The following is a 13,483-nucleotide window of genomic DNA, read 5'->3' as shown; positions in this document are numbered from 1 at the left end:
CCATAAAAACATGGATCAAGTTAACGGTGACAAGGAGGATGAATGAAGGTGCTGATTTGTGATGACGAACCACTTGCAGTGGAGCGATTATCACGTTTAGTTTCAAAGATGGGACATGAAGTTGTATCAACGGCTCAGCATGGACAAGAAGCCTTGGAACAGGCGCGGCTTCATCAACCCGATGTAATTTTACTTGATATTCAAATGCCAGGTATGAATGGTCTTGTCTGTGCAGAACAGTTAAGTCAGCTAAATCCACGACCTGCGATTGTATTTTGTACGGCCTATGACCAACATGCATTGGAAGCATTTAAATCTCAGGCTCAAGCTTATCTTCTTAAACCAATTGATCCTCAAGAACTTGAACAAGTTTTTAGTCAATTGACTCAGCTTACTCAAGCACAGCTTAATGCCTTACCACAACATGATTTTTTGCATGATCTAAAAACACAGCGACATCAAATTGCTGCAAAAACCTATCGTGGGGTTGAGCTGATTCCTGTTGAAAATATTTATTATTTTTTAGCCGATCAAAAATATGTCACGGTGCGTCATCAAAATGGCAGTGTATTAATTGATGAAACTTTAAAAGAGCTTGAAACCGAATTTGCAGATCAATTCATTCGTATTCATCGAAATGCATTGGTTGCAGTTGCATATTTAGATGGACTGGAGCTCGTTAGCTCTGGGCAATATCAGGTTCGTTTACGTGGACTAGATGAACGACTTTCAGTGAGCCGTCGACATTTATCTATGCTTAGAGAGCGGATTCACCAGCTCTAAACTTAAAAAGAGTTATCTTGGACGTGCGAGATTTTACTTGCAATTTTAAGGGATCAAGTTAAGTTTAGGGTGTATTGTTTGACCAGCCCATGCTTGAATTTATGAAAACCTTGAAAATTGCTACACGACAAAGCCCACTTGCTCTCTGGCAGGCAGAATATATTCGTGCCCGATTACAGGAGCTTCACCCAGATTTAACGGTGGAGTTGGTTAAATTTGTCACGCAGGGCGATAAAATCTTAGATACGCCTTTAGCAAAAATTGGTGGGAAAGGGCTGTTTGTTAAAGAGTTAGAAGCAGCACTTCTAGATGGGCGTGCAGATTTAGCTGTACATTCAATGAAAGATGTCCCGATGGCTTTGCCAGAAGGTTTAACCTTGGCAGTAATTTGTGAACGTGAAGATCCATTAGATGCTTTCGTTTCAAATCAATTTGAAAAATTTGCTGACTTACCTCAAGGTGCAAAAGTTGGTACCTCAAGTTTACGTCGTAAATCTCAAATTTTAAAACAACGTCCTGACTTGCAAATTATTGACTTGCGTGGAAATGTTGGCACACGTTTAGCAAAGCTAGATGATGGTCAATATGACGCTATTATTTTAGCTAGCGCTGGTTTGAAGCGCTTAGGGTTGTCAGAACGTATTCGTCATTGTCTAGCACCAGATATTAGTTTGCCTGCGGTGGGTCAAGGTGCATTGGGCTTGGAATGCCGTGCAGCTGACCAAGATGTATTAGCTTTAATTCAACCATTACTACACGAAGAAACTGATGTTTGTGTACGTGCTGAGCGTGCTTTTAATGCCTATCTTGAAGGTGGTTGTCAGGTTCCAATTGCAGGTTATGCCACACTACAAAATGGACAAATTCATATTGAAGGGCGTGTTGGAAGCCCCGATGGCCAAACGTTACTACGTGCTGAACTGACAGATGAAGCCAGCAATGCTCATCAATTGGGTGAAAACCTTGCTCGAAATTTACTTGACCAAGGCGCGGGCGAGCTATTAAAGGCTCTCTACTAAACCATGTTGTTTATTAATACTCGACCTGATTCTCGTGCAACTGAACTAACAGAAGTTTTGCAAAATAAGGGATTTCAGGTTGAGTCTTTACCTCTTTTAGAACTCGTTGCCAAACCTTTTTTCGAACATTTACTTCAGCTTTACCAACAATTAGTTAAAGCACAAGCTATTGTTGTGGTCAGCCCAACTGCTGTTGATGTGGGTATGCAGTACTTAATACAAAGTGGTTTAAAGCTAGATGACTTAAAACATATTCAGTGGATTGCAGTCGGGCAGGCTACGGCTAATCGCCTTCATGAATATAGCGTTGACGCACATATTCCAGACGTGGAAACTTCTGAGGGGATGTTAAACCTACCTATTCTTCATAATATGAAGCAGGCTGGTAGCATCGCTTTCTGGCGAGGAGAGGGTGGACGTCAATTTATGATGGAAACTTTGCAGCAGCAAGGTATTCAGATTTTAAATTTCGTTTTATATCATCGGCAGTGCCCAGAAGCTTCATATTCTACATTCAAACATCTGACACAGAATTCAAATTATAATTTAAAAAAATGGCTGGTCTTAATTACCAGTGAGGCCAGCTGGAAGTATTGGTTAGAGCTTTGTTCAAAAAATAATGTACAACCTGATTGTGTATATTTGGTTTTAGGGCCACGTCTTTTTCAAATTGTTAAAGAATATCGCGATCAGCAGCAGGCTCATTTTCACATTATTCAACTTGAAAATTTATCGCCTTCGGGGATGATTCATCACATTCAGGCATTATAAGGATTCATATGAGAAAACTTGTTTCTATCATCATTTTACTGGGCGTGGCTTGGTTGGCTAAGCTCAGTTACGATATGTGGCAAATTTCTCGTACTGTTCCCGAGCTTAAGCAAAGTCTGCTTCAATCAGAACAGCACTATGCCAATCTAAATGATCAATTGGTTGCTTTACAGCGACAATTACAGAATCAACCTGTAAATACTGGCGATAAACTAAGTTCGGCGGCTCATCCAGATGCTCCACCAGCAGGTATTGCTCCTACAGTTTTAATTAAACAAAAGTTAGATTTAATTCAATTTGCAATTGATCAACAACAATTGATTTATGCAGTTGATCAATTAAGTCAATTACAGCAATCCCTTGCGCACTATGAAATTGCCCCTGCATTGCAACATAGCTTAAACCAATCGCTTGAGCAGGATAAACAAGCAGTTCAGCAATTCAGTTTGGCCCAAAATCAACGTCATCAATTGATTGATGATTTATTGCAGACGATTGATAAAAATATTCAGCAAGCCTTGGCTCGGCCTAAACTAGAGATGGATCAATCCGAGTCTGTATCTTGGTGGAAAAGATGGTTCCGTATAGAAAAAGTAGAAACACCGTCTATTAATTTAATGAATCGAAGTGTAGTGCTCAAAGAAGTGCAATTAAGATTATTAATTGCGGAGCAGGCACTCAATCAAGGCAAAATGACTGAGTACCAAAACGAGTTGCAATCTGTGATGCAAAAGTTAGATGAGATGCCTGATGCAACGAGTCAGCAGTTAAAAAAACGTATTGCTAAAGTGGCACATTTATCGATAGTGCCTGTTCCTAAATTATCTACACTTGGTCTAATTGGCTCATAAGGAGGAGATATGAAACACCTCCTGTCGGTTTATTTCGTAATTAGCTTAATACTCTTTGCCGCTTTAGCTTTATTGAGTTATGGCTATGGAATGGGGTATGTCTATATCTACTGGCGACAATTGCAGTTGCAAACAAATGTCTGGGGCTTAACCCTCGCTTTTGTGGTGGTAAGTTTTATTGCTCAACTGGTGTGGCTTTGGGTTAAGCGTTATTCCTCTCGTGAACAGCGGAAAAGTGAAAACATTTTCCAGTTTAAAAACCTTCATCCCTATGAACAATTAGGTATTGTCTGGTTATTAGAGGCCGCCGAAGACCAGCGTGTATTTATTGAACGTGTTTTTACTCAGTCAGCGCTTTTAAAAAATATCATTGATGCCAAGTTTCTAGTTTCAAATGGAGACTATCCAAAAGCATTAGCTGCTTTAGATCAGTCACCACCTATGGCATTTGAATTGGCAGAGTTAGAACGAATCGAAATCTTTTTAGCCCAAAACGAAGCTGATCGCGCATTAACTCATCTTGAGTTTTTATACCAGCATCAGTTGTCGCCTTGGCTTGAGGAAATAGAAACTGCCTACCAGCAACGATTAACAGCATTATGGGGGCAATTGGCGCTGCAACACCCATGGGTATATTTACGTTCAATGAAGTATGGTTTGCTAGATGCTGAGCACCGTGATTTATGGCTACAGCAACTTCTTCAGCAGTTTGATGAGGCTTCTATTGATGACCAGCATGCATTGCAACAACGTTATCTGGATTTAGAGTCTGAGATTCAAACTCGACCGTATAGTAGTAAGTTGTTGTGGCTCAAGCTATTGGCGCGTATGCCTGATATGAGCATGCAGCATGCGGCTTTAACACTACACCTATTAAAAGAGCAGTTCGACCCAGAAGTATTTTACCTGTGGTTCCAGCAACAATTGCTTAAACAAGTTCCAGACTATGCCGATGTCGAAGAAAAAATTATCGAGTTTGAAAATCAATATATGAATTTGCCAGTTTTAACCTTTGCAAAATGGCATGTCTATATGGCAACTGGACGTCAAGCAGAGGCTGAAACATTATTATCATTATATCCAGATAATATTTTAATGAGCTATTTACGTATTAAGTCTACGCTTAATGAAGATGAAGTGTTAATCAAACAGTTAAACCTAATCTTTGAAAATGATGCGAATTTTTTAAAATTTAAAATATGAGGAAAAAATGAAAGAACTGTCTGTCTACCCGATAATATATGAACAGAAAGTAGCGTGGGGAGATATGGACGCTTTCGGTCATGTCAATAATGTACAATATTATCGATATATTGAAAGCTCACGTATTTTATATATGGAAGCTATAAATATATTAACGCCACAATTATATACCGTTGTAGCCTCAAGTCAGTGTAAATATTTAAAGCCAGTTTTTTATCCAGATGTATTGAAAGTCGGTGTTCGCGTGGAAGAGCTCCGTAATAGTGCATTCCGTATGGCTTATATATTATGGAGCGAGGCACAACAACAAATCGTGGCTACTGGTGAAGCTGTTATGGTCTGCGTAGATAAATTAACAGAACGAAAATGTGAAATACCTCAGGAAATAAAACAAAAAATTATTGAGCTAGAAAAATCTGTTGGGCATGACTTAATACATTTATCTTAAATAAATATTAATAAAATATATTTCATTTATAATTGATAATGTAATTAAAAGGTAATTTTTTTAGTTATTCTGATGAACATGGCTTTCAAACTATTGCTTATTGAATAGATTATAAATAATATTGGTCTTGATTTTATGTTTTTAAATTTTGTCTGTATTATTTTGAATTGTCTGTAAGACTGGAGTATTTATTAATGAAACCGGATATCAGTGAATTATCTGTTGAAGAGTTAAAACGCTTACAAGAAGAAGCGGAAGCTTTAATTGCAAGTAAAAAAGATCAAGCAATCGAAGATGCTTATAATCAAATTATCGAGATCGCTGAAAATGTAGGTTTTAGTGTTGAACAGCTTCTTGAGTTTGGTGCTCAAAAACGTAAGAAAACAACACGTAAATCTGTTGAGCCGCGCTACCGCAACAAAAACAATTCTGAAGAGACTTGGACTGGCCGTGGTAAACAACCACGTTGGTTAGTTGCTGAAATTGAAAAAGGCGCAAAACTTGAAGATTTCTTAATCTAATCGTATTGCTGTTTTAAAAAAGCCAGGAAAATTTTCCTGGCTTTTTTTTTGTCTGAAAATATCTAAAATTTTGCTGTAAATATTATTTAAGAAATTGAGTGTTTAAATTCATCTTTAAATACATTGTTGAGATCAAATGTGCATTTAGTTCTTTTAGCGCCAGGTTTTCATGATTTTGTCATACGTTCAACTTATAGTCTTAATACCGAAGCCAAGCCCGATTGCTTGGTTTTTTTATATGAAGTGAATTGGCGATGTTGAAAAAGTATGCATAATGTCAGACTAGGGAGCTACTCTCAAAATAAGGACGATAATTTGCATGTTGGTAAGGCTGAATGAAGAAAAAGTCTAAGCAATGGAAGTGGTGGTTATTTGCCCTCATTGCATTTTTAATTTTTATTATTTTACAGATCCCAGCGACTTGGCTTATTTCTAAATTTTCAAAGAATAATCAAACTCTACACAATGTAAGTGGAAATATCTGGCAAGGCCAAGCAGATTGGCGGCGCGGTACTTTGAGAGGCTCGATTCATTGGAAAACTAGACCTCTAGACCTATTTTTATTAAGGTTCGCTGCTGATGTAGATATCCATAGTGGAAATACCCAGTTATCTGGGGTAATGGCCTATGGTGTTGGTAAAAAAGTACTTGTAAGGGCAATGAATGGTCAAATTGCGCCTGAAACATTAAAACAAATTGTGAACTGGCAATGGCCTGTGAACAGTATCCAGTTAAAAGATATTGATTTTAATTATAAAAAAGAGCAAGGTTTCGCTGCGGTTGATGGTCAATTGCATTGGGGTGGTGGTGCTTTAATTTATAATATTGGTGACCGTCAAGACCGGATGAATATGCCTTCTTTAAATGGGCAATTAACGGATCAAAATGGACAATTACAAGTTGATATACGTGATCAACGCAGTCAAAAAATGGCAAACCTTTTATTAGATGCCAATATGATGCTTGATGTGCAGCTTACACAAAGATTATTACTGAATATTCCGTCTTATGATGGGAAAGCTGGTTTAGATACATTTGTCATTAGTTCTCGCCAACCTTTGATGCAAGGGAGTAACTAATGAAAGTATGGATTGAAAAATTACAGCACTTACAATGGCAAAAATTAGATCGGTTAAGTGTGGTTGTATTTGCCTTTTTAGTTTTATGGCTATGTTGGAAATTGGCTTCATTGTTTTGGTGGGTCATTGCACCTCCTCAAATGATGCAGTTTGATCGGGTGGAGTTAGGATCACAGCAGCCACAAATTCCTAACATTAGTACTTTTTCACTTTTTAATGAACCTTCAGCCAATGCAGCTCAGGAAAATGTCAATCTAGAATTGCAGGGTGTGATAGTCGGTTATCCGAACCGTTTTTCTTCGGCTGTTATTAAGCTTGATAATACTGCTGACCGATATCGGGTGGGAGAAACAATAGCTTCTACATCTTACCAACTAGCAGAAGTTTATTGGGATCATGTGATATTGCGTCAAGGTAATGGAAGTACGCGTGAGCTTCAGTTTAAAGGTTTGCCAAACGGGTTATATCAACCACCTAATCCACAGGCATCTCCAGAGAATTCGGTAGCCCCAACTCAACAGGCACCTTCGACTAATACGACTCAAGAAGCGCTTGGACAGGCTATTCAGCAAATGCAAGGGAACCGAGAGCAGTACCTCAAAGATATGGGGGTAAGCGGGAACTCAGGTGGAGGTTTTGAAGTTACAGAACGTACACCCACTGCGCTTCGAAATAAGTTAGGTTTAAGGCCGGGTGATCGGATTGTTTCTTTAAATGGTCAAACGGTTGGGCAAGGACAAACGGATGTGCAGTTACTTGAACAGGCTCGTCGAGCTGGGCAAGTGAAATTAGAAATAAAACGTGGTGATCAAGTGATGACCATACAACAAAATTTTTAGTGATAACACGTCACCATAAGAGTTAGGAATTATCGCAAGTTATGGCTTTATTGAATCATCAACGTCCACTTTGGGCATTACTTGCAGCAGCCCCATTGATTGCGACAGTGAGCAGCAGCGTCTATGCCCAAACATGGAAGATCAATTTACGTGATGCTGACTTAACTGCATTTATTAATGAAGTTGCAGACATTACGGGGAAAAACTTTGCAGTAGATCCGCGAGTGCGTGGCAATGTCACAGTAATATCGAATAAACCCCTCAACAAAGATGAAGTTTATGATCTATTTCTTGGGGTCTTAAATGTAAATGGGGTCGTGGCAATTCCTTCTGGGAACACTATTAAACTGGTACCGGATAGTAATGTTAAAAATTCGGGAATTCCTTACGATTCTAGAAATAGGCTGCGTGGTGATCAAATCGTCACTCGAGTCATTTGGCTTGAAAATACGAATCCAAATGATTTAATTCCAGCACTTCGCCCTTTAATGCCTCAATTCGCACATATGGCTGCGATAGCAGGCACTAATGCGCTGATTGTTTCTGACAGAGCTGCAAATATCTACCAACTTGAAAATATCATTCGTAACCTCGACGGTACGGGGCAAAATGATATTGAAGCTATTAACTTGCAATCAAGTCAGGCAGAAGAAATCATTACTCAACTTGAGGCGATGAGCGCAACGGGAGCTTCGAAAGATTTTAGTGGTGCACGTATACGTATTATTGCAGACAACCGAACCAATCGTATTTTGGTAAAGGGTGACCCTGAAACACGTAAACGCATTCGTCACATGATTGAAATGCTGGATGTGCCTTCGGCAGACCGCTTAGGCGGCTTAAAAGTTTTTCGATTAAAATATGCAAGTGCAAAAAACTTATCTGAGATTTTGCAAGGCCTTGTAACAGGGCAGGCAGTTTCTTCATCAAATAGTAATAATAATTCTTCTAACTCATCGAATCCGATCAATAATTTGATGGGTAATAACCAGAATTCCAGCTCATCTTCATCTGGTTCAAATGGTAGCTCAATTTCTACGCCATCTATTAACCTAAATGGTAATTCAAATAATAGTAATCAGAACAGCATCTCTAGCTTTAGCCAAAATGGTGTGAGCATTATCGCGGATAATGCCCAAAACTCGTTAGTGGTTAAGGCCGATCCTCAATTAATGCGTGAAATTGAATCTGCGATTCAGCAGCTAGATGTTCGCCGTCAGCAAGTTTTAATTGAAGCTGCCATTATTGAGGTTTCAGGAGATGACTCTGATCAGCTTGGTATCCAATGGGCGCTAGGTGATTTGTCTAGTGGAATTGGCTTACTTAGCTTTAGTAATGTGGGGGCGAGTTTATCTTCTATTGCTGCTGGTTATTTGTCGGGTGGTTCGGCTGGAGCAGCGTCGGCTATTGCTGGTGGTGCTAATAAGGGTAATGGTGCAACTTTTGCTGTGGGTAATTTTGAGAACTCCCGTAAGGCGTATGGTGCATTAATTCAAGCCCTAAAAGCTAATACCAAATCAAATTTACTTTCCACACCGTCCATTGTGACAATGGACAATGAAGAAGCTTATATTGTTGTAGGCCAGAACGTTCCATTTGTAACAGGTTCGGTCACTACGAATAGTACAGGCATCAATCCATACACAACTGTTGAACGTAAAGATGTGGGTGTGACATTAAAAGTTATTCCACATATAGGTGAAGGCGGTACGGTTCGCCTTGAAGTTGAGCAAGAAGTTTCAAATGTTCAGACTAGTAAAGGTCAGGCGGCCGATTTAATTACCAATAAACGTGCTATTAAAACTGCTGTATTGGCCGAACATGGACAAACAGTTGTTTTAGGTGGTTTGGTTTCGGATGATGTTGAGCTCAGTCGTCAAGGGATTCCTGGGTTAAGCAGTATTCCATATGTAGGCAGATTATTTCGTTCAGACAGCAGAAGTAATACCAAGCGTAATCTTCTTGTCTTTATTCACCCAACAATTGTGGGTGATGCAAATGATGTGCGCCGTTTGTCTCAGCAGCGCTATAACCAGCTTTACAGCTTGCAATTGGCGATGGATAGAAATGGCAACTTTGCCAAACTGCCTGAACAGGTTGATGATGTCTATAATCAAAAAATGACACCACCAGATATTGGCTCTCAGCCAAAAAACTATCAACAGGTTCCTTCAGGTGGCAAAAGCTCGACAGTAATAACACCTGTAGCAGTAGAGCCTGTGGTTCGAAAGCAAACCTTACAGTTGCCCGAACCTGAAGTTAATCGTACTAAAAATACCGTAACAACAACGACACTGCGTCAAAGCACAGCGCCGTAGTAGCATGTTATGATTGATAAAAATGAATAGGACATACGCATGACTTGGAAATTACAAGCAATTACTGGCGAAATTACTGGTCAAGAAATTAGTGTTGATCGTGATATGTTGGTGGGACGCCATCAAGATGCTGATGTATTGTTACAAGCTGCTGAAATTTCACGTCGCCATGCTGCTTTGCTTTTAAAAGATCAATTGTTATGGGTGCAAGACCTTAATTCATCGAATGGCACATTCATAAACGATATTCGTATTGAGCAAGAAAAACAGTTGCATGATGGCGATATTATTCAATTTGCTAGCTTTAAATTTTCTGTATTGGCGCCTGCGCAGGAAATTATAGATTTGCCTGAAATTGAAGTGGAGCCTGTAAATACGGCATCAACCCCAGATTTAAGTGATCAAGGGATGCCAAGCCTTACAGAACGTGCTGCTGAAATAGAAGTTAGTCGCGATGGTATGCCGCAAAATATTTCTATTCCAAAACCTGCACCGATCCCGGAAGGTGTAGAGGTTAACGTACAACCACAACAGGTACCGGTTGCCTTTGAGGAGCCAGTTTCTCGTGTTGCTGAAGAAAAAGAGCAACAGAAGAATGCCTCTGTTGGTTTAATCACCATTATTACTTTAGTAATTTTAGCTTTATTGGCATGGTTGTTCTTTAAATAATCCATTGCTGCTTTTACAATCAAGGCATGCTAAACGCATGCCTTTTTAATTTTGAGAAGAAGAAAATGTCTGTTGCACAACTAAATAAGCGTGATTTAATTTTATTTGATTTAGATGGAACATTGGTTGATTCTGCTGCTGATTTGTATCGGTCTATGAATTTAAGTTTAGAAGCGCTCAATTGGCCATTAGTAACAGAAGCCCAGATACGAGCATGGGTCGGCAAGGGAGTGTCTAAACTCTGTGAAAGTGTTCTACTTCATATTTTTGGAAAATTAGACACTGAACAGCATAAAGTCCTCTTACAGAAATTTGTTGACATATATGGTGCAGAACTTTGTGTAAATACTCAAATTTATCCGGGAGTCACTGAGTTTTTAAAGCATTGTAAAGCTTTGAATATACATATGGCATGTGTTACCAATAAGCCTGTGCAACTTGCTCAAGGGTTACTTGATGCATTAGAACTTTCTTCTTATTTCCAAGTTGTACTTGGGGGTGATAGTTTGCCAGAGAGAAAGCCACATCCATTGCCTTTATTGCATTGCATGCAAAGCTTAAAAATATCTGCTTCGCAATCATTAATGATTGGCGACTCAAGTAACGATATTGAGGCTGCGCGTCGTGCGGGAATTGATTGTATTGTGGTTAGCTATGGCTATAATCATGGAGAAAATATCTATGATTGCCAACCTCAGCAAGTGGTTGATAGTTTGGCTGAGTTAATTATCTAATGAGTGAAATGGAGATCAGCATGAATAAGCGTATGGTTTTTCGATGGCGTGTCTAAATCGAAACTAGAAAAACACTGTTTTAAATCGAAACCATATTAGAGAAAAATTCATGACTACATTAGCGCAATTTGAACAACTTAAGGCTTCAGGTTACAACACTATTCCAGTTTATCGTCAGCGTTTGGCAGATACGGAAACACCTTTATCGGTTTTTGCTCGTTTTAAGGAACAAAAACAAGCTTATTTATTTGAGTCGGTTGAAGGTGGTGAAAACTGGGCGCGCTACTCCATGATTGGTTTAGGTGAGTCGACAGTTTTTTCATGTAATGCTGGCGTTTTATCTATACAGCATGCTGATGGTTCAATCACACAAGAAGATTGTCTAGATCCATTTGAATATATTCGTGAATTTCAAAAGCAATTTACAGTTCCACCAGCTGAGTTTTTGCCAGACTTACCAAGTTTTACTGGCGGGCTGGTTGGCTATTTGGGCTATGATGCAGTTCGTTATATTGAGCCGCGCTTAAAGAATGTGCCTGCGGCTGATCCAATTGCGTTACCAGATTTGTGGTTGATGCTCTCAAAAACAGTGATCGTTTTCGACAACCTTAAAGATACTTTATTTTTAATTGTTCATGCTGATACGGCACAGACACATGCTTATGAAGATGCGCAGCAAAAGTTAGATCAATTAGAGCAGTTGTTGGCTACACCAGTTAGCTTGCAAGCCAAGCCGCATACACCGCCTCATTTTGAATCGATTACAGGTAAAGCGAAATTCCTTGAGACCATAGAAAAGGTTAAAGAATACATCCGTGCGGGTGATGTTATGCAGGTTGTTCCTGGTCAACGTATGGTTTCTGACTTTGATGGAGAGGCTTTACAGGTTTACCGTGCTTTACGTCATTTAAATCCTTCGCCTTATTTGTTCTTGGTACAAGGTCAAACAATTACCGATCAAAAACCATTTCATATTGTAGGATCTTCACCTGAAATTCTCTCTCGTTTGGAAAATGGTATTGCGACAGTTCGTCCGCTTGCTGGTACCAGACCGCGTGGAAAAACGAAAGAAGAAGATATCGCTTTAGAAAAAGACTTACTTTCTGATGAAAAAGAAATCGCTGAGCATTTAATGTTGATTGATCTTGGTCGAAATGATGTTGGCCGAGTTTCTAAAATTGGTAAGGTCAAAGTGACTGATCAAATGGTCATTGAGCGCTATTCGCATGTTATGCACATCGTTTCAAATGTACAAGGTGAGGTTCGTGATGATATTGATGCACTAGATGTATTTAAGGCAACTTTTCCAGCAGGTACTTTATCTGGCGCACCGAAAATTCGTGCAATGGAAATTATTGATGAAGTGGAGCCTGTTAAGCGCGGCGTTTTTGGCGGGGCAGTGGGATATTTAGGTTGGCATGGTGAAATGGATATGTCGATTGCAATCCGTACGTGTGTAATCCGTGATAAAAAAGTGTATGTACAGGCTGGAGCAGGCTTGGTTGCTGACTCAAATCCTGAATCAGAATGGAATGAAACCCAAATAAAAGCTCGCGCAGTGATCAAAGCGGTTGAATTATCATCAAACGGGTTGATTTTATGAGTTTTTAGCAGTTTTTTTTAAAAAACTGCTTGCATCGTTTGGAAGTTTTGCTAAACTGCACACCGTTCCGATACGAAACGTACGAAACACTAAGAAGCGCCGGCATAGCTCAGTTGGTAGAGCAACTGACTTGTAATCAGTAGGTCCACAGTTCGAATCCGTGTGCCGGCACCATCTAAAGTGTGAAGTTGTTAAGTGAAGGATAACACTGAAATAAGTGTGATGTGGTGAGATTCCCGAGCGGTCAAAGGGGGCGGACTGTAACTCCGCTACGAAAGTTTCGAAGGTTCGAATCCTTCTCTCACCACCATTAACTTCGATTGAAGTGCTAAGTATACCAGCATCGTGCGGGAGTAGCTCAGTTGGTAGAGCGGCAGCCTTCCAAGCTGCATGTCGCGAGTTCGACCCTCGTCTCCCGCTCCATCGAAGGATAATCGCTCTTATAGCTCAGTGGTAGAGCACTCCCTTGGTAAGGGAGAGGTCTCGAGTTCAAATCTCGATAAGAGCTCCAGATACAGTTTAGTAGATTTTCTACAAAGATTTAAAAAGCAGGCTTATTAGTCTGCTTTTCAAGTATTGGGTGTTTGATTTTTTAGGCGATATGTCGATGCTGAGTTTTACTCAGAATTGTGTTCGACGTAAACG

At 39.7% G+C, this 13,483-nt stretch carries 13 protein-coding genes and 4 tRNA genes; all 17 read left to right on the top strand.

Going from position 1 to position 13,483, the window contains the following annotated elements:
• Positions 1-42 precede the first annotated feature (42 nt).
• The 17 genes from F935_RS14020 to F935_RS13940 all read left to right on the top strand — a co-directional run bounded on the left by F935_RS14020 (position 43) and on the right by F935_RS13940 (position 13,349).
• Positions 43-783 (top strand): LytR/AlgR family response regulator transcription factor, encoded by a 741-nt coding sequence (locus F935_RS14020; RefSeq protein WP_016139493.1) that lies wholly within the window; start codon positions 43-45, stop codon positions 781-783.
• A gap of 101 nt (positions 784-884) precedes the next feature.
• Positions 885-1,802 (top strand): hydroxymethylbilane synthase, encoded by a 918-nt coding sequence (gene hemC, locus F935_RS14015; protein WP_035366533.1) that lies wholly within the window; start codon positions 885-887, stop codon positions 1,800-1,802.
• Between the two features lie 3 nt (positions 1,803-1,805).
• The gene (locus tag F935_RS14010) at positions 1,806-2,573 is read left to right on the top strand and encodes a uroporphyrinogen-III synthase (RefSeq protein ID WP_016139491.1); all 768 of its coding nucleotides are present in this window, start codon (positions 1,806-1,808) and stop codon (positions 2,571-2,573) included.
• 8 nt (positions 2,574-2,581) lie between these two features.
• Positions 2,582-3,424, top strand: coding sequence for a hypothetical protein (locus F935_RS14005; protein WP_016139490.1), 843 nt, complete (start codon positions 2,582-2,584; stop codon positions 3,422-3,424).
• Between the two features lie 9 nt (positions 3,425-3,433).
• Positions 3,434-4,627 carry a hypothetical protein gene (locus F935_RS14000; protein ID WP_016139489.1) on the top strand — a complete coding sequence of 398 codons (1,194 nt, stop codon included), beginning with the start codon at positions 3,434-3,436 and terminating at the stop codon, positions 4,625-4,627.
• Positions 4,628-4,634: 7 nt separating this feature from the next.
• Positions 4,635-5,075: an acyl-CoA thioesterase gene (locus F935_RS13995; RefSeq protein ID WP_016139488.1), complete on the top strand. Its 441-nt coding sequence runs from the start codon at positions 4,635-4,637 to the stop codon at positions 5,073-5,075.
• A gap of 194 nt (positions 5,076-5,269) precedes the next feature.
• Entirely contained in the window at positions 5,270-5,596 is a 327-nt protein-coding gene (locus tag F935_RS13990; protein WP_002053185.1) for an H-NS histone family protein, read from the top strand.
• 335 nt (positions 5,597-5,931) lie between these two features.
• Positions 5,932-6,675 carry a type II secretion system protein N gene (gspN, locus tag F935_RS13985; RefSeq protein WP_016139487.1) on the top strand — a complete coding sequence of 248 codons (744 nt, stop codon included), beginning with the start codon at positions 5,932-5,934 and terminating at the stop codon, positions 6,673-6,675.
• Positions 6,675-7,514, top strand: a complete 840-nt coding sequence (locus tag F935_RS13980) for a type II secretion system protein N (RefSeq protein WP_016139486.1) — start codon at positions 6,675-6,677, stop codon at positions 7,512-7,514. Before gspN ends, F935_RS13980 begins: the two co-directional genes overlap by 1 nt.
• Before the next feature lie 41 nt (positions 7,515-7,555).
• Positions 7,556-9,832 (top strand): type II secretion system secretin GspD, encoded by a 2,277-nt coding sequence (gene gspD / locus F935_RS13975; RefSeq protein WP_016139485.1) that lies wholly within the window; start codon positions 7,556-7,558, stop codon positions 9,830-9,832.
• A gap of 39 nt (positions 9,833-9,871) precedes the next feature.
• Entirely contained in the window at positions 9,872-10,501 is a 630-nt protein-coding gene (locus F935_RS13970) for an FHA domain-containing protein (RefSeq protein ID WP_016139484.1), read from the top strand.
• Positions 10,502-10,566: 65 nt separating this feature from the next.
• The gene (locus F935_RS13965; RefSeq protein WP_016139483.1) at positions 10,567-11,235 is read left to right on the top strand and encodes a phosphoglycolate phosphatase; all 669 of its coding nucleotides are present in this window, start codon (positions 10,567-10,569) and stop codon (positions 11,233-11,235) included.
• Positions 11,236-11,344: 109 nt separating this feature from the next.
• The gene (gene trpE / locus F935_RS13960) at positions 11,345-12,838 is read left to right on the top strand and encodes an anthranilate synthase component I (RefSeq protein ID WP_016139482.1); all 1,494 of its coding nucleotides are present in this window, start codon (positions 11,345-11,347) and stop codon (positions 12,836-12,838) included.
• A 98-nt stretch (positions 12,839-12,936) separates the two neighbouring features.
• Positions 12,937-13,012: transfer RNA gene (locus F935_RS13955), tRNA-Thr, on the top strand.
• Between the two features lie 52 nt (positions 13,013-13,064).
• Positions 13,065-13,148: transfer RNA gene (locus tag F935_RS13950), tRNA-Tyr, on the top strand.
• 37 nt (positions 13,149-13,185) lie between these two features.
• A tRNA-Gly gene (locus F935_RS13945) sits at positions 13,186-13,261 on the top strand.
• A 13-nt stretch (positions 13,262-13,274) separates the two neighbouring features.
• Positions 13,275-13,349, top strand: a tRNA-Thr gene (locus F935_RS13940).
• Positions 13,350-13,483 lie beyond the last annotated feature (134 nt).

The organism is Acinetobacter calcoaceticus ANC 3811 (assembly GCF_000399665.1).
GTDB lineage: Bacteria > Pseudomonadota > Gammaproteobacteria > Pseudomonadales > Moraxellaceae > Acinetobacter > Acinetobacter calcoaceticus_B.
Note: the sequence above shows the minus strand (reverse complement) of the source record. Positions and strands in the feature narration are given on the sequence as shown.

Excerpts from the sequence above, each read along its gene's own strand:
- F935_RS14020 (WP_016139493.1), top strand. The coding sequence starts at position 43 with ATGAAGGTGCTGATTTGTGATGACGAACCACTTGCAGTGGAGCGATTA.
- hemC (WP_035366533.1), top strand. The coding sequence starts at position 885 with ATGAAAACCTTGAAAATTGCTACACGACAAAGCCCACTTGCTCTCTGG.
- F935_RS14010 (WP_016139491.1), top strand. The coding sequence starts at position 1,806 with ATGTTGTTTATTAATACTCGACCTGATTCTCGTGCAACTGAACTAACA.
- F935_RS14005 (WP_016139490.1), top strand. The coding sequence starts at position 2,582 with ATGAGAAAACTTGTTTCTATCATCATTTTACTGGGCGTGGCTTGGTTG.
- F935_RS14000 (WP_016139489.1), top strand. The coding sequence starts at position 3,434 with ATGAAACACCTCCTGTCGGTTTATTTCGTAATTAGCTTAATACTCTTT.
- F935_RS13995 (WP_016139488.1), top strand. The coding sequence starts at position 4,635 with ATGAAAGAACTGTCTGTCTACCCGATAATATATGAACAGAAAGTAGCG.
- F935_RS13990 (WP_002053185.1), top strand. The coding sequence starts at position 5,270 with ATGAAACCGGATATCAGTGAATTATCTGTTGAAGAGTTAAAACGCTTA.
- gspN (WP_016139487.1), top strand. The coding sequence starts at position 5,932 with ATGAAGAAAAAGTCTAAGCAATGGAAGTGGTGGTTATTTGCCCTCATT.
- F935_RS13980 (WP_016139486.1), top strand. The coding sequence starts at position 6,675 with ATGAAAGTATGGATTGAAAAATTACAGCACTTACAATGGCAAAAATTA.
- gspD (WP_016139485.1), top strand. The coding sequence starts at position 7,556 with ATGGCTTTATTGAATCATCAACGTCCACTTTGGGCATTACTTGCAGCA.
- F935_RS13970 (WP_016139484.1), top strand. The coding sequence starts at position 9,872 with ATGACTTGGAAATTACAAGCAATTACTGGCGAAATTACTGGTCAAGAA.
- F935_RS13965 (WP_016139483.1), top strand. The coding sequence starts at position 10,567 with ATGTCTGTTGCACAACTAAATAAGCGTGATTTAATTTTATTTGATTTA.
- trpE (WP_016139482.1), top strand. The coding sequence starts at position 11,345 with ATGACTACATTAGCGCAATTTGAACAACTTAAGGCTTCAGGTTACAAC.